This window comes from Coprococcus sp. AF16-22 (assembly GCF_003461545.1).
In the GTDB taxonomy this organism is placed as follows: Bacteria; Bacillota; Clostridia; order Lachnospirales; family Lachnospiraceae; genus Coprococcus; species Coprococcus aceti.
The window spans coordinates 26,355-51,371 of the sequence record NZ_QTXH01000008.1; the positions used below are offsets into that span (position 1 = coordinate 26,355).

The following is a 25,017-nucleotide window of genomic DNA, read 5'->3' on the forward strand; positions in this document are numbered from 1 at the left end:
CATGATAAGACTCAGAAGACTTCGTGGCAGCGAGGCCATCAGAAATATGGTTAGAGAGAACCGGGTTAACAAGGAGGATCTTGTATATCCGATGTTTGTGGCGGAGGGCACAGGGATCAAGAATCCGGTAGACTCCATGCCGGGAATATACCAGTATTCACTCGACACATTTGAGGAGGAGCTTCGCAGAGTGGCGGACGCTGGAATCAGCGCGGTTCTCCTGTTCGGCATACCGGCTCACAAGGATGAGGTGGGCAGCAGTGCGTACGACGACCAGGGAATCATGCAGAAAGCGGTCAGGAGGATAAAAGAGCTGTATCCGGACATGATAGTCATAGCGGACATTTGTCTGTGCGAGTACACATCACACGGTCACTGCGGAATTATCCATGACGGCAAGATACTCAACGATGAGACTCTTCCATATCTGGGCAAGATGGCTGTATCACTTGCAAAGGCTGGCGCAGACATGGTGGCTCCGTCGGATATGATGGATGGACACACCGCATACATCAGAAAGGCACTTGACGACAACGGGCTGACGGATGTACTGATCATGGGTTACAGTGCGAAATTTGCATCTGGTTACTACGCACCATTTCGCGATGCGGCACATTCTGCACCACAGTTTGGAGACAGAAGGACATACCAGATGGATCCCGCAAATGGCAGGGAGGCTCTGAGAGAGTGCGAGGCGGATATCGCCGAGGGAGCAGACATAATCATGGTCAAGCCGGCACTTGCTTATCTGGATGTAGTCAAGGATGTGAGAAAACACACGGACTATCCGATAGCGGTGTACAATGTCAGCGGCGAATACTCCATGGTCAAGGCAGCTGCGGCAAATGGCTGGATAGACGAGAAGAGGATCGTCATGGAGAACATGACAGCCATGAAGAGAGCCGGCGCAGGGATCATCATAACCTATCACGCTATAGACGTGGCACACTGGCTTGATGAGGAGAATGCGACATCAACACTTAAAAGAAGATAGAGCTGAGTAGGACAATAGTTTCTATGTATAACGAGACGTTTTTATCTATTTGGAATATAAAATAGAAAAAGATATAATATTGTATCTAAACGGCTAAAATAACATAGCTTTGCGAAAAACAAAATGAAACAAAGAAAAAAGTCACACAGGACGATAAATTATAGAAAGAAGAATGGCAATGACAAATTCACAGGATCTATTTGAGAAATCACAGAAGGTAATTCCGGGCGGCGTCAATTCACCGGTCAGGGCATTTGGCTCGGTGGGACGGACACCTGTATTTATGAAGAAAGCAAAAGGTTCACATATATTTGACGAGGATGGCAATTCCTACGTGGATTATGTTTGTTCCTGGGGCCCGGGAATTCTGGGGCATGCCGATGACAGAGTCATAGATGCGGTGAAGGCGGCTTGTGATGACGGACTTACATTTGGCGCACCGACAAGGAAAGAGCTCGAGATCGCAGAGCTGATAAATGAGCTCATGCCGTCAATGGAGCTGACACGAATGGTCAACTCGGGAACAGAGGCAGTGATGAGTGCGCTCAGAGTGGCGAGAGGATTTACAGGCAGAGACAAGATTGTAAAGTTCCGCGGCTGCTATCACGGACACAGTGATGGACTTCTGGTCAAGGCAGGCTCGGCGGCACTTACACAGTCAGTTCCGGACAGCCTGGGAGTTCCAAAGTCGTATACACAGCATACACTCATAGCAGAGTATAACAACGAGGACAGCGTAAAGAAGTTATTTGAGGCGGAGGGCAAAGACATTGCCGCAATCGTGGTCGAGCCGGTTGCCGCAAATATGGGAGTTGTCCCACCGCATGATGGATTCCTTCAGTTCCTCAGGGACATAACAAATGAGTACGGCGCACTTCTTATATTTGATGAGGTCATCACAGGTTTCAGACTCAGCCTTGGCGGTGCCCAGGAATACTTCGGGGTAAAGCCTGATCTCACAACACTTGGCAAGATAGTCGGAGGCGGAATGCCGGTGGGAGCATACGGCGGACGCCGCGATGTCATGAGCATGGTGGCACCACTTGGCGGAGTATACCAGGCGGGAACTCTGTCGGGCAATCCGATAGCCATGACAGCCGGACTCACAACGCTCCGCATACTCCAGAAGGAAAAGGATACAATATATCCGGCGATAGAAAAGAGCACAAGGCAGATAGCCGACACAGTCAGAAGCACATTTGGCGACACAGTCCATGTCAACCAGATAGGCTCACTGATGAGCGTATTCTTCACAGATCAGGAAGTGGTGGATATGGACACGTCAATATCCAGCGACACCGCAAGGTATGCAAAGTATTTCTCATACATGCTGGACAACGGAATCTACCTTGCACCATCACAGTTCGAGGCAATGTTCGTATCTTACGCACACAGCAAGGAAGACGTATCCAAAACCTGTGAGCTGATAAAGAAATACAAAGAGAACTAGAGAGACTTAGTAGGTCAGAAGATGTCTCATTAAAAAGGAATTTATATTCCTATATTGTAGAAATAATTAGATAAGTATTAAAAGAGTGGTTTGGAAATAACATAATAAAACTAACGGTTATCGAAGAGTAAGCTGTCATGTTTATGTGATGCTCCAAAGGCGAGTAGCACATAGACGACGGAAGCTTGTCGCTCCTTGCTGAGCGGGAGCCCCCCTGCCCTTATAGGGGGCGGGAGCGAATGCAAATAATGTGTCAAGTTTTCTGTGAAAACTTGACATGTAGCGTCAGCCCTCGCCGAAGGCGACTTTTGATGGGCTGATGTTCAATTCAGGAGTTAAGACAAGGTGACAGAGTCGTGCGTAGCCTTGGAGCATCACATAAACATGACAGCAACCTTCTTCGACAAGGAGGAAATATGAGAGATTTGGTTATTGTGGGCAGCGGCCCTGCGGGTCTGTCCGCCGCAGTCTACGCCAAGAGGGCGATGCTGGACGTGGTGGTACTGGAGAAGGAGGCATTCTCCGGCGGGCAGATCGTGAATACAGAGCAGGTTGACAACTACCTTGGACTGCCGGGCATAAGCGGCTTTGACATGGGTATGAAGTTCAGAGAACACGCGGATACATTTGGCGTGGAGTTTGATGACAGAGAGGTGACAGCCATCGAGGATTACGGTGATCACAAAAAGGTCAGCCTGGAGGATGGCAGCAACATAGAGACAAAGGCGGTTCTGATAGCCACGGGTGCAAAGCACAGAAAGCTTGGCGTTCCCGGTGAGGAGGAATTCACAGGGGCAGGAGTTTCTTACTGTGCCACATGTGATGGAGCGTTCTTTAGGAACAAAGAAGTCGCAGTTGTGGGCGGAGGTAATATAGCTCTTGAGGATGCCCTGTATCTGTCAAAGATGTGCAGCAAGGTACATCTGATCCACAGAAGAGATGAGTTCAGAGGCGAGAAAATACTCGGAGCGCAGGTGCTTGAGACTGAGAATATAGAATTCCACCCATTTGCGCAGGTGACAGAGATAGGCGGAACGCCGGGCAAGCTGGAACTCAAGGTCGCTGTTAAGACACCGAAAACAGTGGACGGACAGGCAGACAGCAATTTCACGCTTCCGGTAGCCGGTGTATTTATTGCCATAGGAACAAGCCCTATCACAGACTTCCTCGGTGACGTTGTGGAGCTTGATGACGCTGGTTATGTTGCAGCGGGCGAGACCGGACAGACCAGCACACCGGGAATATTTGCTGCGGGAGATGTGAGGACCAAGGCAGTGCGCCAGGTGGCGACAGCAGTTGGAGATGGTGCAGCAGTTATCCATTATGTTGAGGAATACCTGAACGGATTAAAAAAGAAGGTATAACTTGAGTATCTGATCAGCAACATATGGTAGGCAGTATAGAAACATAATCATAAAAATCAAGTGAATTAAACGGAAAATAATTGGCACGGAGATAAGGTAAGAACATCAATGATATAACTGCTTTTTCTCCCTGCCAAAAAAAATAAAACTAATTCATAGTAATTCTATAGGTAAAATATAACAATGAACAGGAGGCGGAAAAATGTTAATATCATCAAAGGGACAATATGCACTGAGACTCATGGTAGATATATCGATAAACAGCGGCAGCACGGTTACTGTCAAAGCCGTAGCCAGAAGATGTGGATTGTCTGACAAATATCTTGAGCAGGTTACATCTTCTCTGCTAAAGGCAGGATATTTAAGGAGCGTGAGAGGTCCGAGAGGTGGTTACCGTCTGAACATGCCGGCGGAGGAGATCACGGTTGGGATGGTGCTAAGGGCGATAGAGGGCAGGATATCACCAATCGATAACAGAGTTGATGAGGATGGCGACACCAACATGGTCATGAACGATGTCATTGGAGAGGTGTGGGATGATCTTGAGTCTGCCATCAACAATGTCCTTGACAACAAAACCATCGCCGATCTCACCCGGGAGTACAGTGACCGGATCGGATACATGTACTCAATATAAATCAGGGACGGAGGGGACAGGTACCTCCGTCCCCGGAGGGGCAATAAGATTTCAGTTGAAAAAAAACTTATTTTGTATATAGTTGTAGTGGGATATATATCATATTAGGAGAATAAGAGATGTTAACACAGTTTTCGAGAACGGAGCTGCTATTTGGCAAGGAAGCCATGGACAAGCTGGCAGGCTCTAAGGTAGCGGTATTTGGAATAGGCGGAGTTGGCGGTTATGTATGCGAGGCGCTGGTCAGAAGCGGTGTCGGAGCATTTGACCTGATAGATGACGACAAGGTGTGTCTGACAAATCTCAACAGACAGATCATAGCGACAAGGAGCACAGTTGGAAAGTATAAGACCGATGTTATGAGGGACAGGATGCTTGACATCAATCCAAATGTGGAGGTTGAGGTACACAAATGTTTCTTCCTTCCGGAGAATGCGGATGACTTCCCTTGGGACAGCTACGACTACGTAGTCGACGCGGTGGACACCGTGACAGCCAAGATCGCTCTTGTCATGAAGTGTAAGGAGAAGAACATTCCGATCATCAGCAGCATGGGTGCGGGAAACAAGCTTGACGGAAGCCAGTTCAAGGTTGCAGATATATACAAGACAAAGGTGTGCCCTCTTGCGAAGGTCATGAGAAGAGAACTGAAGAAGAGGGGCGTCAAGAAACTCAAGGTCGTATACTCTGAAGAGATTCCGACAAGGCCGATCGAAGATATGGCGATAAGCTGCAGAAACAACTGCATTTGTCCTCCGGGTGCAGAACACAAATGTACAGAGCGCAGAGACATCCCGGGCAGCGTGGCATTTGTGCCATCAGTCGCAGGGCTTATCATAGCCGGTGAGGTTGCGAAGGATCTCATCAGGGTATAATAAAAAAGGACGCTGAGAAATCAGCGTCTTCTCCATAAAAATACCAGAGTTCCAAGCAGAACAGCACTTCCATAGATGAATGGTGCATTTTTGTCACTGCTTAAAGTTTTTTCCGTATAAGATGTGGATGGATTATCTGGGTTGTAATATATTGCGATGGACGACATGGAGCTGTAATTTGTTAGACCGCGGACGGAGAGAAAACCATTGTGCAATACTCCGGATTGGTCGCGGTATTCATAGTTGATATGGGTTCTTTTACTGACTCTTCTGACAGATGTGATATCGGCGGACGTTCTGGTATAGTCCCGCTCGATACGGCATGCCTTACCCCGTATGGAAAGACCGATGACCACAGCTATGATGAATGATGCTATTGGAATAATGTAAGTCGTATAAGGTAATAGTCTGAAAAAAATACTGATAGAATCCCCTGATGTTAAAATCATGATATACCCCCTGAAATTGTTGTTTCCCCAAAATGTCAGACATGAGATTCCTATTTACATGCCAGACTTGTATGTGTAAATTATAATATAAAGTGGACAGGTTGAGAATCCATTAATTTAAGCGGATAAGTCTGTTAATATAGCAAAATTCAGGTGAATAGATATATTACTGTTTGCTCTGCCGGTGGTCTTTTGAGCGATATTCTGTGCGGTCATAAGCTCAGTCATATTCGCATTTGCCAGAAGTGATAACATGGCGATAATAGGCCAATAATATAATAGAGAATATACAAAAGGAAGATGAACGAGATGGATAATAAAGAAGAAAAGAAGATTATAAGACAAGAGTTTCTGACAGGTGAGAGAGCTCTTTTCATGGGAAAAAATCTCGATATATATGACACGATATTTGATGACGGCGAGTCTCCACTTAAGGAGAGCCGCGATATAAATCTGTACGGCAGCATGTTCAAATGGAAGTATCCGCTGTGGTACAGCAAGAACATCGTTGCGGAGGATTGCCACTGGTTTGAGATGGCGAGAGCCGGAGTCTGGTACACAGATAATATCGCAGTGAGGCGGGCACTCATCCAGGCGCCAAAAAACTTCCGCAGATGTAAAGACCTGGAGCTTACGGATGTGACATTCACCCATGCGGAGGAGACACTGTGGAGCTGCGATGACGTGACAATAGATCATGTGACAGCAAAGGGTGACTATTTTGCCATGAACAGCAATAATATGAAGATAGATGGCCTGAAGCTTGATGGAAATTATTCATTTGACGGATGCAGGAATGTGGAGATAAGAAACTCAAATCTGCTTTCAAAGGATGCATTCTGGAATACTGAGAACGTGGCCGTATATGATTCATTCATATCGGGCGAGTATCTTGGCTGGAACGCAAAAAACCTCACCCTGGTGAACTGCACCATCGAGAGCCTTCAGGGCATGTGTTACATCGATAACCTTGTGATGAAGAACTGCAAGCTCATCAACACAACACTTGCCTTTGAATACTCAGCAGTGGATGCCGACATCTGCAGCAAGATAGACAGCGTCATGAATCCGATGTCAGGGACCATCAAAGCCCAGCACATCGACAACCTGATAATAGAAAAGGACAAAGTAGATCCGTCAAAGACAAAAATAATAGTACAGGACTAAATTAAAGCACAGAGATTCACGGCAAAACATCAGTCCTACGTGTGACAACATATGATAATATAAATAAGAGAAATATAATAATTTTTACGTAGAATGATGATAAACACATGGTGGCATATCATAACGTAAATGAGATTCCGCGGCTGCTGTGGTGAAACGAGTTTGCATATATAGAGTGCTCAATCGGTAGTGAAGTCGACTGAGCCTTGCTGCTTCTTGCCGGAGCGGCGCAAGCAACGCCCTTATCGCTTGCAGAGCGCAGTGCAGATAGAAGCAAAGCAAGGCGAGGAAAGACGAACGTGATGGAGCACTCTATATGTGTCAGCCGTTTGCCACAGCAGCCGTGGAATCTCTCCATGAAGTGGAGGGAAAACATGAAGTTTGATTTCGACAAGGTTATAGACAGACGCGGCACAGGCTCCCTGAAATGGGACGTGCCGGAAAATGAACTGCCAATGTGGGTGGCAGATATGGATTTCCAGACGGCTCCGTGCATCAGGGAGGCACTGTCAGCTCGGGTGGAGCACGGAATATTCGGATATTCCATCATCCCGGACGAGTGGGCAGATGCCTACGTGAACTGGTGGGGCAGCAGACACGGATTTGCGATAGACAGGGATTGGCTGGTGTTCTGTACCGGAGTCATCCCAGCAATATCAACGGCGGTCAGGAAACTCACTACACCTGCAGAGAATGTGGTGGTGCAGACCCCTGTCTACAATATTTTCTTCAATTCTATATACAACAATGGGCGCAACATACTGGAGAGCCCTCTGAAGTACGACGGCGAGGAATATGCCATGGATTTTGAGGATCTTGAGGCAAAGCTTGCGGATCCACAGACCAGCCTCATGATACTCTGCAATCCACAGAATCCTGCGGGAAAGATCTGGGATAAGGAGACACTTGCCCATGTGGGAGAGCTATGCGCAAAGTACGGTGTGACGGTCATTTCGGATGAGATACACTGCGATCTTACCGATCCCGGAAAGGAGTATGTGCCATTTGCCACGGCATCTGATACATGCAGGGATATAAGCGTGACCTGTATTGCGCCGACAAAGACCTTCAACATAGCCGGAATCCAGACCGCGGCTATTGTGGTTCCGGATAAATTCCTGAGACACAAGATGTGGAGAGGGCTGAACACAGACGAGGTAGCCGAGCCAAATGCATTTGCGGTGGATGCGGCGATAGCAGCATTTACAAATGGCGGCGAGTGGCTGGACAGTCTCAGACAGTATCTTTATGAGAACAAGCAGTATGTGAGAAAATTTGTATCTGAGAATATCCCTGACATGAAGGTGGTGTACTCGGAGGCAACATACCTTCTCTGGCTTGACTGCAGTAAGATAACTGACAACGCAAAACAGCTTTCAGCATTTATCAGGAAGAACACCGGACTCTATATGTCGCCGGGACTTTCATATGGTAAGAACGGAAAGGCATTTATCAGACTTAACATCGCATGTCCAAGGTCGATCGTGGAAGAGGGCATGAAGAGACTTGCCGAGGGAACCACGGCATTCAGAAAAATGAACGCAGAGACGGTAAACATAGACAATGCGGCTAAAAAAGGAGATATAGATGAGTAGCAGTGAAAACTTGCTGAAGGACATGATATCTGGAAAGTCCATGACCGCATCCCAGCAGATAGGACTTACGGTCAGGCTCAGCATCCCGGCGATCCTTGCCCAGATCTCGTCCATTGTCATGCAGTACATCGATGCATCCATGGTGGGGCGTCTTGGTGCAAATGCATCGGGAGCCATCGGACTTGTCTCGTCCACGACATGGCTGTTTGGCGGGCTATGCATTGCGGTGACTACAGGATTTACTGTGCAGATAGCCCAGGCTGTGGGGGCCGGTGAGGATAAATCTGCCAGAAATATCATGAAACAGGGACTCATAATAGCCCTGTGCATAAGCGCCATGCTTGCACTCATCGCAGCACTTATAAGCACACCGCTTCCGAGATGGCTCGGCGGTGAAGCTGCGATACAGAAGATGGCAAGCCAGTATTTCCTTGTGTACATGCTGGGGCTTCCCGCTCTGCAGATGAACAGCATAGCGGGTGGTATGCACCAGAGTTCCGGAAATATGCGCCTTCCGGGCATATTGAATGTCATGTGCTGTGTGATGGACGTATTTTTCAATATGCTGTTTATATTCCAGACAAGGAGTGTGCAGATAAATAGCATAACATTTACCATGCCGGGACTTGGACTTGGCGTTGCAGGTGCGGCGCTCGGAACCATCACGGCGGAGGCGGTCACCTGTGCCATCATGGTCACTGCACTTCTGTGGAAGAACAGGACACTTCATTTAAGAAAGGGTGAGCACTTGAGATTTCACAGGGATACCCTTGCCCGGGCGGTAAAGATAGGAGCGCCTGTGGGACTTGAGCAGATGGTCATGTGCTCAGCGTATGTCATGTCGACAAGGATCGTGTCACCCCTTGGAACAATAGCCATCGCAGCCAATTCATTTGCGGTGACTGCGGAGAGCTTCTGCTACATGCCGGGGTACGGAGTACAGGCGGCAGCAACTACACTTGTGGGACAATGCGTGGGAGCCGGACAAAAACAGTTGTCCAGAAGGATGGCATGGATTACAATGGGATTAGGTGTGTCGGTTATGACCGTTGGCGGAGTCCTAATGTACATAGCAGCTCCGGCCATGATAGGTGTACTGACCCCGAACGAAGAGATAAGAAATCTAGGTGCGGCAGTGCTGAGGATAGAGGCATTTGCTGAACCGTTTTACGCCGCATCCATAGTTGCTTCGGGAGCACTCAGGGGAGCCGGGGACACTCTGGTCCCAAGCTGCATGAACTTTGCAAGTATGTGGTGTGTGCGGATACCGCTTGCAGCCATACTTGCACCGAGGGTGGGGCTCTATGGTGTATGGATCGCCATGTGCGTGGAGCTCTGTTTCAGGGGAATCCTATTCACCACAAGGCTTAAACGGGAAAGATGGATGCGGGTGTTTGAAGAAAAATAAAATATGATGTTTTATAATTGCAAGGTATGATTAAACTTGCAATAAAACATCATTAAACAGGGAGGAAAATATGCCAGTATTTGATTTCAGCGGAAGTGACAACAAGAATAAGAACATAGTTACATATGAGACGTTCCAGTCTTCGGAGTCTGCAGCAACAGCGGAGAAGCCGATCATGATCCTTGAGAACACGACCAGGAAGTGGGCTCACCACTCCAGCGGAAAGTTCACCAATCCGATCAAGAGAACAGCATTTGAATTTGACGAGGTGGACGGAGTTCAGTCCGCCGACATAATGAAGATAGATGCGAGATTTGTAAGCCTTCTCAAATGGCTCGGCGAGAATCACATCAACGTCCGTCTGTCGGGAGAGAACAGACCGGAGGGCTACGCAGTGTACAAGATAAGGGAGACTGAGTTTGGCGGCGGATCAAAGCTCTCGGCAAATGATGGATTCCTGCAGTTTATGATAGAGAGACTTCTTGCCAGCGATGCCCCTTCGGAGGAAGAGAAATCCGAGGAGGAAGAAGAGGAGGAGGCACTTGGCGATGACATGAAGCTCACGAGCATGCAGAGCATCATTGACTTCATGCACTGCGCCGGAAGAACACTTCCTGACAATATAAGGCTGTGGGCCAGAAGAAATCTTGCGGTTGCGAGATCCAGCGAGGTATCACCGGAGGAGAGACGCCACGCCCAGAGAGCACTTTCCATGGCGATGAACATCAGATGGAAGAGCAATTACTTTGAGGCGATAGATCCGGAAGAGGCCAGAAGGATACTGGACGAGGAACTCTACGGAATGGAGAAGGTAAAGCAGAGGATCATCGAGACAATCATCCAGATCAACCGTACACATACACTTCCTGCATACGGACTTCTGCTCTGCGGACCTGCCGGAACAGGAAAGTCACAGATAGCCTATGCGGTTGCGAGAATACTCAGACTTCCATGGACGACCCTCGACATGAGTTCCATCAACGATCCGGAGCAGCTTACAGGAAGTTCAAGAGTATATTCCAATGCCAAGCCGGGAATCATCATGGAGGCATTTTCACAGGCTGGAGAATCTAACCTCGTATTCATCATCAACGAGCTGGACAAGGCAAATTCCGGCAAGGGCAACGGCAATCCTGCCGATGTACTGCTGACACTCCTGGATAACCTGGGATTCACCGACAACTACATGGAGTGCATGATCCCGACAAATGGCGTGTATCCTATAGCAACGGCAAATGACAAGGAGAACATCAGCAAGCCAATCATGTCGAGATTTGCTGTTATAGACATACCGGATTACACCCCGGATGAGAAGAAGGAGATATTCAACAAATTTGTTCTGCCGAAGGTGCTCAAGCGCATCGGACTTGAAGGGAGCGAGTGCATCATCCTTCCAGACGGCGTGGATGCTGTCATCAAGAAGTGCGACGGCGTGACCGGAATCAGAGATATAGAGCAGGCTGCAGAGCACATAGTTGCACATGCGCTTTACCAGATCGAGGTAAATCACGTTCAGAGCGTGACATTTGACGGAGCTATGATAGATGAGCTTTTGAGCTGATTATCGTCATATTACACAATTTACATTACGGAAAGTATTATGGTATACTCTTCTTATGAAACAAGTTTCATGGACTACAGTCTGAAATTCATAAGGAGAGTATATTTATATATGGCAAGTATAAGAGATGTTGCAAAGGAGGCCGGTGTTGCTATCTGCACGGTGTCGAGACTTATCAACGGCACGGCAAAAGTTGAACCCGAGACTCAGAAGAAGATAGAAGATGCGATGAAGAAACTGGATTATGTTCCAAATGAGCTTGCGCGAGGCATGTTCAAGGGCAGATCAAACTCCATTGCGATGTTGGTTCCAAATATCCAGCACCCATGGTTCTCATCACTGGCATCGGAGATAGAAAAGATACTTTATGAGAAGAAATACAAGTTTATGCTTTTTTCCACATCCGATGACAAGCAGAGGGAGAAGGAGTGTTTCAAGCTGTTAAAGTCCAACATCGTGGATGGGATCATATGCGGAACGTCGGCATGTACGGCGAAGGAATACCAGAAGATAGATAAGCCGATGGTCATGCTGGATTATAAGGTTGGCAGCAAATTTCCTGTCGTAGTGTCGGATCACAAGATGGGCGGACAACTTGCTGCCCAGGAATTTATAAACAGTGGATGCAAATATGTCATCCACATATCAGGAATCAAGGTAGATAAGAATATCATGTCATTTGAGTGTCATGAGGAACTAGATAGAGTCCTTGCCGAGAATGGGATAAAATCCAGACGAGTTCCAATACAGTGGAACGACTTTGATTTTCATGGATATTTTGAGATGGCAAAATGCATACTGGAGGAGTATCCTGACGTGGACGGAATATTTGCCGCAGACATGCCGGCGATAGCATTCCTAAAGGCGGCACTTGCCATAGGCAAAAAGATTCCTGATGACCTGGCGATCGTGGCATACGACGGAACGTACATAACCAACGCCAGCACGACAAGTCTCACATCGATACATCAGCCGTACAAGGAGATCGCCCAGGAGGCAGTACGCCAGCTTATGGAGATGATCGACGGACCGAAGGAGGAAGATGATGCCGAAGGACAGGTTGAAAGTGCAACCGCAGATCAGATCGACAGCGCAAAAGAGAGAAACACACATATAGACGGAAATCTTATACTACTTCCGGTGAGCGTAGAAAAAGGTGATACAACTTTATAGTATGATTACGAAAAGAAGTTCATGAAGAGAAAATGAGGTGCCACTCAAAAATCATGAACTTCTTTTTTATGCGGGTACAAAACATAAGAAACTTGCTAAGAGCACAAAATACAAAAATCTATAAATCCCCTATTGACGAAACATGTTTCATGTGATAATCTTAATGCAAATGAAACATGTTTCATTCAAGCGCTTATGAAATATGTTTTATCGGGACAATATAAATGATAGCAAGAATTAACAAGAGGGAAAATTCAAAGCAAGAAAAGGAGAAAAGGTTATGAGAGCAAAGAAATTAGTAGCATGTGCGCTTTCAGCAGCTATGATGCTGGGACTTTCATCTATGACAGGATGTGGTTCAGCAAAGAAGGATTACGATCTGTATATTTACAACACAAAGTCTGAGATCGCAGACAGTATCCAGGATCTGTGCAAGGATTATGAGACAGAGACAGGAGTTAAGGTTAAGGTTTACACATGTGGTACACAGGAGACCATGGAGACACTCAGATCTGAGATGAATTCCAAGAACTATCCTACACTGTACGCGATAAACCAGGCACAGTTCACAGAGTGGAATGAGGGCGGATTTGTACTTCCATCAACATCAGTAAATAATGAAGAGTTAAAGTCAATCTACGATTCAATCCCAGATAGCATGCAGCTCGCAGATGAGAGCGGAGCAAGCTGCGGAATCCCTTACAACGTAGAGGGTTACGGACTTATCGCAGATACACAGATGATATGTGATGTATTTGGACTTGACAACGCAGACGCATTTGTCGCTGATTACAGAAGTGCCAATTATGAAGAGTTCACCGGCATGATCAAGGCAATCGATGATTACATAAACGGCAAGGGTGGCGAGAAGGTTACACTTTCAGGCAATGCATACACCACGGCAAAGGACAAGACAGCCACAACAGAGAACATGAACGGAGTGTTTGCAATCGCAGGCGCTGAGAAGTGGACATATGCAAACCACTATACAAACTACGCACTGAATGCAGTGTTCCCTAACTACAATGCAACGGCAGCAGCTACAAAGGAAGATGTTGATAAGCTTGAGGAGCCACTTGTAAAGATGGTTCAGGAGCTCGATATGCTTTCAAGCTACACAGCAGGACCAAGCGGCAAGGTAGAGCGTGGATCAGAGTACATCAACTCAACAGTGACAGGATATGATCAGGCAGTTCAGACATTTGCCGAGGGTAAGGCAATGTTCATCAAGCAGGGTAACTGGGTATACGGAACCATCGCAGGTGTGGATGCAGACAAGGCATCAAGACTCACAATGCTCCCAATGAAGGTCAACCTTGAGCAGAGTGACATCTCAGCTGAGGGCGTTACAGTTGACAAGATGAACAGCTCAATCCCTGAGTTCGTTTCACAGTATTACGTTATCAACAAGAAGGATTCCGAAGAGGAGCAGAAAGCCGCTGAGGACTTCCTTGTATGGCTCTACACATCAGATACAGGAAAAGATTACATCACCAACAAATTTGCATTTGTCCCATTCAACGCAGACGAGAGCGAGAAGCTTGAGAATCCTCTCAGCAATTCACTTGTATACTATATGAGCAATGACCTTGTAATGGGCAATGACTTCGATGCATTCCCTGAGTCATGGGGACTCAATACCATCGGTGCAACTATTCAGGAGCAGTTGTTTACAAATCCTGATCAGTGGGATGAGAACACTATAAGAACAGGTGTGGAAGATGCACTGACAAAGTGGAAGGACAGCATCAAGGAGTAGTAGTTTAAGATATGTCAGATTCCCGATGGGAATCTGACAGGCAGCACCAGCCTTGACCGAGGAGATGCCCATGTGGCGAAGCCACATCTTAAAATGGCATCGACGACCTATCGCATTGCGAAGCAATGCGATCATACAACGAAGGCAAATTTTGCATGGCTGGTGCTAAATGTAGGAAAGGAAAAACTATGAAAAGATTTTACAAGAGAAAATTCTGGTTTATGGTTCTGCCTTCTATAGTGTTGTTTCTGCTGGTTATCATAGTTCCTTTTATAGAGGGTGTGATCTACTCCTTCACTGAGTGGAGAGGTTCATACTTCGTAGGTGGGGAGCACTGGTGGAACGCACTGGTGGGACTTAAGAATTATACAAGCATATTCAAGTCAAAGGATTTCCTTCAGTCACTTGGATACACGGCCATATATGCTGTACTTGCAGTAATAGCACAGAATGTTGTCAGTCTTCTTCTGGCACTCATGATCAAGAAGCTCACCAAGGGCAAGGGACTTTTCAGAACGGTACTGTTCCTTCCGTATGTACTTGGAATGCTTGCCATGGGTTATGTATGGCGTTTCATATTTGAAAATGTATTTTCACAGACACTGTTTGGAACAGACGGTGTGGTACATGTAGAGGTGCTCAACAACATGCTTCAGAATCAGTGGAAGGCACTTCTGGCATATGCCATTGTCGGAGTATGGCAGGTTGCAGGTTACTACCTGATAATCTACCTCAACGGACTCAACAATATTTCAGAGGATATTTATGAGGCGGCCAGAATAGATGGAGCCACAGGCTGGACAAGCTTCAGGAAGATCACACTTCCGCTTCTCATGCCTTCATTTACGATAGTTCTCTTCATGTCACTGGCAAACAGCTTCAAGATGCTCGACCTCAACGTTTCTCTGACAGAGGGCAATTTCGGAACGACCATGATATCCTACATGATACTGAAAACAGTAAGAGAGAGCTCTCCTCCGGCATACGGAGAGGCACAGGCACAGGCAGTTATATTCTTCGTAATCATTGCAGTTATATCTATAGCTCAGGTAATGATCACTAAGAGAAAGGAGATCGAATCATAATGGGAGTAAGAGGCAAGATCAAAAGAGCAATCATAGTGGTTATACTCGCTGTATTGGCAATCGTGACCATATTCCCGATATGGTTCCTGATCGTCAATTCGTTCAAGGGACAGCAGGAGATAGTAGCATCTCCAATAGCTCTCCCGAAGTCATGGAATCTGGACTATCTGAAGAATGCAGCTGAGCAGATAAATCTCGGCAGCAGCCTGCTTCAGACAGTACTCATAACAGTTGCAGCTGTGGCACTTATCGTGTTCATATCTTCATTTGCCGCATGGGCAATTGCCAGAACAGATTCCAAAGTGGCAAATATACTCTTCATCGCGTACACAGCAGCCATGCTCATACCTTTCCAGTCAGTTATGTACCCATTGGTATCACTTATGGACAAGCTGGGACTCAAGAACACACCGGGTCTGATCCTCATGTACGGAGGCTTTGGAATCAGTATGTCGGTTCTGCTGTACAGAGGATTCATCAAGAGTATTCCGCTGTCACTTGAGGAGGCAGCCATGCTCGATGGAGCAAATATATTCCAGATATACAGATATGTGGTCATGCCGCTCTTAAAGCCGACGACCATGACAGTTGTCATCACAAATGCAGTGTGGATATGGAACGATTACCTTCTTCCATTCCTCGTAATAGGAAATAACGACAAAAAGACGCTCACGCTGAGCTTATATTATGCAAAGAGTCTGTCAGGACAGTACGGAAATCCATGGGAGCTCATCTTCCCTGCAGTACTTCTCTGTATCATCCCTATTGTGATCATATTCATCATTCTTCAGAAGAATATCATCGAGGGAATTTCAGCCGGAGCTGTGAAAGGATAAACATAAAATATGGACAAAAAATGGTGGAAAGAGGCGGTATTTTACCAGATATACCCTAGAAGCTTCTATGATAGCAACGGAGACGGCATAGGAGATCTGAAGGGGATAACCGAGAAATTGCCGTACCTCAAAGAACTTGGCGTGACCGCTGTGTGGATATGTCCATTCTTCAAGTCGCCTATGAAGGACAACGGATATGACATATCGGATTACTACGATGTGAATCCTGAGTTTGGAACCATAGAGGATGCGGATGAACTTATAAGATGTGCAAATGAAAATGGCATCAAGATCATCATGGACATGGTCATCAATCACACATCAGACCAGCACAGATGGTTCCAGGAGGCGTGCCGGGACAGACACAGCAAATACAGAAATTACTATATATTTAAGGACAACATAGATGGACTTGCAGATCTCAGATCTAATTTCGGTGGAAGCACATGGACACAGATTGAGGATGGCAGCTGGTATTTCCATTCATTTGCGAAGGAGCAGCCGGATCTCAACTGGGAATGTGAGGAGATGAGACAGGAGCTCTACGACATGATGAACTGGTGGCTCGACAAGGGAGTTGCCGGATTCCGAATGGATGCCATCACATTTATCAAGAAAGACCTCTCATTCCCGCCTATGCCGTCAGACGGCGAGGACGGCAGATGCGATGTTGGCAAATGCTGCCTCAACAGGCCGGGAATAGATGAGTTCCTTCACGAGTTAAAGCTTAACACATATGGCAGAGGAGACTTTGTGACTGTCGCAGAGACTCCTGGAGTTCCAAGTAAGGATTTGGACAAATACATTGGAAGAGATGGACATTTCTCCATGATATTTGACTTCAGCTACACAGACATAGATATCAATCCGGGCGATCTCTGGCTGCACCAGAGAGACTGGACGATAGAGGAGTTCAAGGACAAGCTGTTCACCAATCAGAGACTCGTGAAAAAGATTGGATGGGCGGCGAATTACCTGGAAAACCACGATCAGCCTAGAAGTATAGGCAAATACTTCCCAGCCGGTGATATACCTGAATACAGGACACAGATGGCAAAGGCGCTTGGCGCGTTGTTCTTCTTCCTGAAGGGCACGCCATTTGTATATCAGGGACAGGAGCTTGGAATGATCAACACTCATTTTGACAATATAGATGAGCTCGACGATATCAATTCCAAGGGACAGTATGCGAGATGCCTTGAAGCCGGATACAGTGAGACTGAGGCGATGGAATCCGTAAATATAAGGAGCCGCGACCAGTCAAGACTTCCAATGCAGTGGAACAGCGAAAAAAACTTTGGATTTTCAGCGCATGAGCCATGGCTGGCATGCAACAATCAGTGTGACCTCCAGACGGTGGAGCTTGAGAGCGTTGATAAGAATTCTGTGCTTAACTTTTATAAGGCGATGATACAGCTCAGAAATCACTCAGAGTACACACAGACTCTCATCTACGGAGACCTGGAGGATGTGGAGACGGATAATGCAGGAATCATAGTGTACAGGCGCAAGCCGGTTCAGATTGAGTGTGCATGTGGAACTGGAGCAAATGCAGAAAGCACAGACAGAACGGTATATGTTGTTGTCAACATGACCGGTGAGGATGTGGGCTATGCAATTCCTGAGACTGCGGATGTGCTTATGGGTAATTATGCGGATTATGATGGTACGCTCAGACCTTATGAGACTGTGGTGTACGCGGTGTAGGCCGGAGCTGGCAGAAAAAGCCTGAATATTGGTGGAGACTGATTGAAAATTACAGTTGGTCTGGTATCAGTATTCAGGCTTTTTTCGTTGTCTGTATACTTTTGGGATACTTTGCTCAAATCTATAGACAAAGTGAATGGATCATTAAATGCAAGATATGTCTTAATGTTCAAAGCGTATTCACAGTTCAGAATAATCACCCAACTTAACCATCAGCAGTACCATATTTGGTCAACTTTTTTCCATATAAAATATAATACCCAGATATTAAAATAGCTGTATAAAAAGCAGTCAGACATGAGATTTAAGAGCAGAGGGTGTGCAGTGTACAGGCGTAACGGAGGTTGTCTGCTCAGACAAATAAATGGAGAAAAGGAGATACACTTATGGGTATTATATTTCACGAAGAGACACAGACATTTCACCTTACAAATGGTGAGATAAGCTACATCATGACGGTGCTCCCGAACGGACATCTGGGAAATCTGTACTATGGTAAGGCGATAAGGGACAGAGAGGATTTCTCACATCTGTTGGAGCTCGTCCAGAGACCTATGTTCCAGTATGTATATGACGACGACAGGTTGTTCTCACTTGAGTCAGTGAAGCAGGAGCTTCCTGTGTACGGAACCACAGACTACAGAGCACCGATGGTTGAAGTCCTTCAGTCAAATGGCAGCAGGATATCAGATTTTGTATATGTATCACATGAGGTAAATGCGGGCAAGCCAAAGCTTGAGGCACTGCCGGCAACATACACAGAGAATGATGACGAGGCAGAGACATTGATCGTCACATTGAAGGATTCACTCACAGGCATAAAGGCGAGAATGCTTTATACAATATGGAGCGACAGACCAGTCATAGCAAAGAGCGTAGAGTATGTAAATGAAGGCACAGAGGCGGTACATCTCACCACTGCTTACAGCATGTGCCTGGATCTCCCTGATCCTGATTACCAGTGGATGCAGCTCTCGGGCGCATGGGCAAGGGAGCGCCACATAATAACAAGAGACCTCGAGCAGGGCTTACAGTCGATAGGCAGCAACCGTGGTCATTCATCCCATGAGCACAATCCGTTCATCGCATTGAAGAGAGAGACAACGGACGAGAACCAGGGAGAGGCGATTGGAATAAGCCTTGTATACAGCGGCAATTTTAAGATACAGGCAGAGGTTGACACGAGAAATACAGCCCGTATTCTGGCCGGAATAAATCCGGATACATTTGACTGGAAGCTCGATGCAGGAGAGCATTTCCAGACTCCTGAGGCAGTTATTGTGTATTCAGACCAGGGACTCAACAAGATGAGCCAGACATTCCACAAGCTGTACCAGAAGAGACTTGCGAGAGGCGAGTGGAGAGACAAGCCAAGACCAATCCTTATCAATAACTGGGAGGCGACATATTTTGATTTCACCAGAGAGAAGCTCATAGCCATCGCACAGAAGGCAAAGGAGTGCGGAGTTGAGCTGTTCGTTCTTGACGACGGCTGGTTTGGAGCCAGAACCACAGACCATGCAGGGCTTGGAGACTGGGTTGCAAATCCAGACAGACTCCCGGAGGGAATCACAGGAATTGCAGAGGATATAGAGAAGGTAGGTCTGAAGTTCGGACTGTGGTTCGAGCCTGAGATGACAAATAAAGACTCAGACCTCTACAGAGAGCACCCAGACTGGATACTTTCAGTTCCAGGAAGACATGACTCACACGGAAGATTCCAGTACGTTCTGGATTTCTCCAGAAAAGAGGTCGTTGACAGAATATATGAGATGATGGCAAAGATACTCAGCACGGCAAAGGTGTCATATGTGAAGTGGGATATGAACAGAAGTATCACCGAGTGCTATAGTGCGGCTCTTCCGGCTGACAGACAGGGCGAGGTGTTCCACAGATACATACTTGGTGTGTACGATCTGTATGAGAGACTTACGAGCACATTTCCACATGTACTCTTTGAGTCATGTGCCAGCGGCGGCGGACGTTTTGATCCGGGTATCCTCTACTATGCGCCACAGGGCTGGACAAGCGATGACACGGATGCCATAGAGAGAGTCAAGATCCAGTATGGAACGTCCATGTGTTACCCGATCAGCAGCATGGGAAGCCACGTGTCGGTTGTGCCAAATCACCAGACAAGGCGAGAGGCTCCGCTGAGAACCCGTGCAAATGCTGCATACTTCGGAACATTTGGCTATGAGCTGGATCTAGGCAAGCTTACCGCTGATGAGATAGAGGAAGTCAAGGAGCAGGTCAGGTTCATGAAGGTATACCGTGAGCTGATCCAGTACGGAACATTCTACAGACTTGCAAGTCCATTTGAAGATGAGGAGTGCGGCTGGATGGTCGTGTCAGACGATAAGAAGACCGCCATAGTTGCGTGGTTCAGAACGCTCTACACACCTAACAAATGTTTTACAAGAATGAAGCTCCACGGTCTTGATCCGGATGCGTTATATAGCTGCAATGTGCTCGGAGGACAGGCACTCACAGTGAGCAAGACACCGGATGGAAAGCTGATATATGAGAAAGTGTCAGGAGACAAAGGAGAGGATTCTGCAGTCAATGTCATCGCAGGCCCTTCATGCTATGGCGATGAGCTGATGAACCTCGGACTCATCACCAGCGACACATCGGCGGGAGAGATAGTCGGAGAGGATATGCCTTGCGGAGACTATGATTCCAGACTCTATGTGCTCAAAGCAGAGTAAGCGGGTTTGCGAAAAAAATTTCCTGGATATAGTCCAAAATAATAGAAAGCGTACAAGATTTTTGGATTTTGTACGCTTTCCTGCTTTTTCGGGCAGAAAAAGAAAAAAGACAGTTAAGATGTGCCTGCGTAAATCGGAGGAGAAAACACAGTATGAATATATTTGACATAATGGGGCCTGTAATGGTTGGACCGTCGAGCTCACACACGGCAGGGGGTGAAGGTGTGTATCGGTGCAGACATGTCCGATACACTGAAGGAGACTGCGCGTGGAGGCCTTGCAACCACTCGCACGGCGCTTGAGGTGAAAAATAGACTAAAAATGTAGATAGAAACTATGGCATTTGTCAAATTGCATAAATAAGGTTTTTTTTAGCCTGCAAACATGATATAATTGCATAAAGAATGTTTTAAAAATGCAGTTGGGGATGATCAGATGAGCAACAGGAAGAGAATATGCGTTATAACAGCACAGGTTGAAGAGAGTACACAGAATCGCTTCATGCAGGGATTTCTGAAGCAGGCATATGATATGAATTACGATGTCTGCATATTTTCCATGTTTTTGAAGTACCAGGATTCAACAGACAGGGAGGTTGGAGATTCAAACATCTACAACCTTATTAATTTTAACCTTTTTGATGCTGTGGTATTGTGTCAGGACACCATACAGACTCCGGGAGTCGTAGAAAAGCTGGAGAAGCACCTGCAGTCAGAATTTGCAAATGGTGTGGTAGTGGTAGTCGACAAAGAGAATAACATATTCCCAACGGTCATGATGGATCATTATACCCCTATAGTAAAACTCGTGGATCACCTTATAGAGGTTCACGGCCACAAGAACATATATTTCCTGGGCGGACTCAAGGAGCACATACACTCCAAGCAGCGACTCGCCGGTTACATAGACAGCATGAAGGCGCACAACCTGCCGGTTACGGACGACATGATATATTATGGAACATACTGGTACGACAGCGGCGACTACATGGTGGACGAGCTTGTGAAGGATATGGAGCATCTGCCGGATGCCATCGTATGTGCAAATGACTGTATGGCCATCGGAGTGTGCACCGCATTTGACAGATATGGAATAAGAGTTCCCGAGGACATAGCCGTGGTGGGCTATGACTCCATAGAAGACGGAAGAAACAGTCCTGTTCCGATCACATCTGCGGACATACCGGCGGATGACTGCGGGCACTACTGTATGAAATATATAGATGCAAAGCTTAACGGACATGACGTACCGGAATTCAAGTCCAATGTGGAGCTGTACATAGGAGGAACCTGTGGTTGTGAGGGCTGGGAACGAGAGACAGTCAGGATCAGAAGAGACAAATGGGAGACAGACCTCTCAGAGACCGGCTTCTACTCTTGCTTCAACAACATGGCGGATGACCTTGTGGCGCAGACGAGCGTGGAGTCATTCTTTGACACCGTGTCGGAATACGTGTACCAGATAAGACCATTTGAGAGCTTCCATCTGTGCCTGAACGACTACTGGAGAAATCCGGAGGTCATGACCGGCGATGAGGCACTTCGCCACGGTTACACAGATCATGTATACAGACTGATAAAGTGCGGCCCGGATGAAAAAGAAGAGAGACACATACGCTACGACGACGTATTCGAGTCTGCGAAGCTGTTGCCGGAGCTGTACGAGGACAGGGATTATCCTACAGCGTTCATATTTACACCATTGTTCTTCCAAGACAGAAGCTTTGGCTATGCAGTGGTGAACTACGGTGCAGAGCCGAGGGTGTACGAAGATGTATACAGATCCTGGATCAAGACGGTTGCCAGGGACATGGAGTCATTTGCAAGACATCAGGGACTCAATGTACTTCTAAACAAGCTTGAGGCGGATCAGATAAGAGACGGTCTCACCGGAATGTACAACTACAGAGGCTTCATAGGCAGGGCAAATGACATGATAAGCCAGGCCGCTGAAGAGAAGTCTGAGATACTTGTGTTGGCGGTGGATCTGAAGAATACACGCCAGATAAACAGCAATTACGGAAGAACAGAGGGTGACAGAGTCCTAAGCTATGTTGCCCAGTCGATAAATGAGATACTTACCCCATACGAGATATCCATGAGGATGGGAAATGACGAGTTCGTCATAGCCACAGTGGCAAAGAGTGGCGATATCTCAAGGGGAGAATATATAGCCGAGGAACTCAAGAAGAAGCTTGAGGCGGCAAACAGTGGCGGAAAGGACGATTACGAGCTCGGTATATATTACGGATGTAAGAAGGCTCTGGTCAAGTCATCTGCCGAGCTGGAGACCCTCATCAACGATACGGTCAACCAGAAGAACCGCATAAAAGAACAGAACAATGCCAAGGGACGCAACAAAGCGACGATAACGAACAGGGATCTGGAGAGAGATGAGATAGTAGCTATGATACTGGACAACAACATGCTCACATATCATTTCCAGCCTATAGTAAGTGCCCGTGACGGAGGCATATTTGCATACGAGGCACTTATGAGGATACTGGTTCCTATGAGAATGTCACCCCCTGAGCTTCTGGAGAGTGCAGAGAGACTGAACAGACTGTACGATGTGGAAAAACTCACACTGTTCAACGTCGTGGAGATCGTGGCATCGAATCCTGAGATGTTCAGGGGCAAGAAGGTATTTATCAACAGCATGCCGGGGCATATGCTCAACGCACAGGACAGAAAAGAATTCCTTTCAAAGGTGAAGACGCTCCAGTGTGCAGGCATAGTCATAGAATTTACCGAGGGAGCAGAGCTGTCGGATGCGGAACTGAATGATCTCGAGGCATTCCTCAGAGGAAATGGCATGGAGATCGCTATAGACGACTACGGCGCAGGCTATTCAAATGTAAACAATCTTCTCAGGTATATGCCTGAGTATGTGAAGATAGACAGAATGCTTCTGACAGGGATCGATGCAGACCCACACAGACAGCATTTCGTCAAGGATATAATAGAATTCACCTCGACCAACGACATCAAGGCGCTGGCGGAGGGCGTTGAGACCACGAAGGAGATGAAGACCGTCATCCAGCTCGGTGCGGATCTCATTCAGGGATACTATACCGCCCATCCGAACGCGGAGGTAGTACAGCTCATATCCCCACAGGTTGTGAATGAGATAGTTCAGTACAACCAACAGGAAGAGGTGGCTGAGAACAGCAGCATATTTGTCATGGAGCATGAGAGAAATGCATCACTTCTGAAGCTCGCATCCCAGGGAATCAGGGAGATAGTTGTGGCACAGAGAGCCGGTGGCGACAACAATGTCCGCATAGTCGGCGCACAGGGCTTCAAGTCAAATATGACACTCAAGATAAAGGATGGTTTCACCGGAACCATAGTGCTGCAGAACGTAAGCTTCTCGGGCGACCGCGACAAGCCTTGTATAGACTGCGGTGAGAATACGGATCTGCACATCGTGTTTGAGGGTAAGAATTTCTGCAGGAATGGCGGAATAAAGATACCGGAGTCGTCCAGAGTGACATTTATCGGAGATGGTGATATAATGGTCCGCGTCAACGGTAACAGCTATTACGGAATAGGCAATGACATTCATTCAAAGCATGGAGTCATGAAGTTCAAGCAGGAGGGCGCCATTAATATAGAAACAAACGGTGTGAACGGAGTGGCAATAGGCGCCGGACTCGGAGGAGATATACGTATAGAGAAGGGCCGATACGACCTGTATATCAACGGCGAGAACGGAGTTGCTATTGGAAGCATAAGCACCCCGGTGAATCTGAATCTCCTGCAGGCGGACATAGACATAACCTATGAGGCTGCAAATGGAGTCGCCATCGGCTCGGTGAGCCAGCACGCAGATATCGCGATAAAGAACACATCCATATCGCTCAGAGGATCGGGCAACAGATACGTGGCGGTCGGAACCCTGGACGGAGATGGATGCAGCGTAGATATAAGCAGAGCACATGTGGACATGAACCTTAAGGGCAATTCGTGCATAGCCATGGGATCTGACCATGGAATAGCAGACATACGCATGACGGACGCCAACTCAAGGCTGGCGGTTCAGGGCGAGGCGTGCTTCGCACTTGGAAGCAGAGACGGCACAGGCATGCTGTCTAGCAATAATGCAGATCTGAATGTGGTTGTCAGGAATTCACTGAACATAGATATATCCGCGGCAGAGCAGGACATACGTCTGGTGAATGGAAGATACATGTTCATTTTGAACAATGAGAATATAGAGCGCAAGGTAGTAGAGCGCTATTAAT

At 47.0% G+C, this 25,017-nt stretch carries 17 protein-coding genes; 16 read left to right on the top strand and 1 reads right to left on the bottom strand.

The annotated features are described in order from the left end of the window. Window position 1: 1 nt before the first annotated feature. The 5 genes from hemB to DWW60_RS09580 all read left to right on the top strand — a co-directional run bounded on the left by hemB (window position 2) and on the right by DWW60_RS09580 (window position 5,320). Window positions 2–994 (top strand): porphobilinogen synthase, encoded by a 993-nt coding sequence (gene hemB / locus DWW60_RS09560; protein WP_117875209.1) that lies wholly within the window; start codon window positions 2–4, stop codon window positions 992–994. 172 nt (window positions 995–1,166) lie between these two features. Continuing rightward, a complete protein-coding gene (hemL, locus tag DWW60_RS09565; RefSeq protein ID WP_117875211.1) occupies window positions 1,167–2,444 on the top strand; it encodes a glutamate-1-semialdehyde 2,1-aminomutase in 1,278 nt (425 codons plus the stop codon). 416 nt (window positions 2,445–2,860) lie between these two features. Continuing rightward, complete coding sequence (locus DWW60_RS09570) at window positions 2,861–3,808, top strand: NAD(P)/FAD-dependent oxidoreductase (protein ID WP_117875213.1); 948 nt, start codon at window positions 2,861–2,863, stop codon at window positions 3,806–3,808. 202 nt (window positions 3,809–4,010) lie between these two features. Beyond that, complete coding sequence (locus DWW60_RS09575; RefSeq protein WP_015534740.1) at window positions 4,011–4,445, top strand: RrF2 family transcriptional regulator; 435 nt, start codon at window positions 4,011–4,013, stop codon at window positions 4,443–4,445. Between the two features lie 119 nt (window positions 4,446–4,564). Then, complete coding sequence (locus tag DWW60_RS09580) at window positions 4,565–5,320, top strand: tRNA threonylcarbamoyladenosine dehydratase (RefSeq protein WP_117550388.1); 756 nt, start codon at window positions 4,565–4,567, stop codon at window positions 5,318–5,320. A 20-nt stretch (window positions 5,321–5,340) separates the two neighbouring features. Here the strand turns inward: DWW60_RS09580 and DWW60_RS09585 are convergent, their stop codons facing one another. After that, complete coding sequence (locus DWW60_RS09585; RefSeq protein WP_117875215.1) at window positions 5,341–5,769, bottom strand: DUF3592 domain-containing protein; 429 nt, start codon at window positions 5,767–5,769, stop codon at window positions 5,341–5,343. 309 nt (window positions 5,770–6,078) lie between these two features. On the opposite strand from DWW60_RS09585, the gene DWW60_RS09590 reads away from it, so the two are divergent. From DWW60_RS09590 to DWW60_RS09640, 11 genes are all read left to right on the top strand, one after another. After that, the gene (locus DWW60_RS09590; RefSeq protein ID WP_117875217.1) at window positions 6,079–6,936 is read left to right on the top strand and encodes a DUF3737 family protein; all 858 of its coding nucleotides are present in this window, start codon (window positions 6,079–6,081) and stop codon (window positions 6,934–6,936) included. Between the two features lie 374 nt (window positions 6,937–7,310). Beyond that, entirely contained in the window at window positions 7,311–8,531 is a 1,221-nt protein-coding gene (locus tag DWW60_RS09595; RefSeq protein ID WP_117875219.1) for a MalY/PatB family protein, read from the top strand. Continuing rightward, window positions 8,524–9,939, top strand: a complete 1,416-nt coding sequence (locus DWW60_RS09600) for an MATE family efflux transporter (protein ID WP_117875221.1) — start codon at window positions 8,524–8,526, stop codon at window positions 9,937–9,939. The genes DWW60_RS09595 and DWW60_RS09600 overlap by 8 nt, the downstream gene beginning before the upstream one ends. A gap of 70 nt (window positions 9,940–10,009) precedes the next feature. Continuing rightward, window positions 10,010–11,500, top strand: a complete 1,491-nt coding sequence (locus tag DWW60_RS09605; RefSeq protein ID WP_117875223.1) for an AAA family ATPase — start codon at window positions 10,010–10,012, stop codon at window positions 11,498–11,500. Window positions 11,501–11,611: 111 nt separating this feature from the next. Then, complete coding sequence (locus DWW60_RS09610) at window positions 11,612–12,673, top strand: LacI family DNA-binding transcriptional regulator (RefSeq protein ID WP_117875225.1); 1,062 nt, start codon at window positions 11,612–11,614, stop codon at window positions 12,671–12,673. Between the two features lie 280 nt (window positions 12,674–12,953). After that, on the top strand, window positions 12,954–14,432 hold the full coding sequence (locus DWW60_RS09615) for an ABC transporter substrate-binding protein (protein ID WP_117550400.1): 1,479 nt from the start codon (window positions 12,954–12,956) through the stop codon (window positions 14,430–14,432). A gap of 188 nt (window positions 14,433–14,620) precedes the next feature. Continuing rightward, the gene (locus tag DWW60_RS09620; protein ID WP_044998090.1) at window positions 14,621–15,517 is read left to right on the top strand and encodes a carbohydrate ABC transporter permease; all 897 of its coding nucleotides are present in this window, start codon (window positions 14,621–14,623) and stop codon (window positions 15,515–15,517) included. Continuing rightward, window positions 15,517–16,353, top strand: coding sequence for a carbohydrate ABC transporter permease (locus DWW60_RS09625; protein WP_117875227.1), 837 nt, complete (start codon window positions 15,517–15,519; stop codon window positions 16,351–16,353). Before DWW60_RS09620 ends, DWW60_RS09625 begins: the two co-directional genes overlap by 1 nt. A 9-nt stretch (window positions 16,354–16,362) precedes the next feature. Beyond that, window positions 16,363–18,060, top strand: coding sequence for an alpha-glucosidase (locus DWW60_RS09630; protein WP_117875229.1), 1,698 nt, complete (start codon window positions 16,363–16,365; stop codon window positions 18,058–18,060). Window positions 18,061–18,446: 386 nt separating this feature from the next. Next, window positions 18,447–20,771 (top strand): alpha-galactosidase, encoded by a 2,325-nt coding sequence (locus DWW60_RS09635; protein ID WP_117875231.1) that lies wholly within the window; start codon window positions 18,447–18,449, stop codon window positions 20,769–20,771. A 435-nt stretch (window positions 20,772–21,206) separates the two neighbouring features. Continuing rightward, window positions 21,207–25,016, top strand: coding sequence for an EAL domain-containing protein (locus DWW60_RS09640; RefSeq protein ID WP_117875233.1), 3,810 nt, complete (start codon window positions 21,207–21,209; stop codon window positions 25,014–25,016). The last annotated feature ends 1 nt before the right edge of the window (window position 25,017 follow it).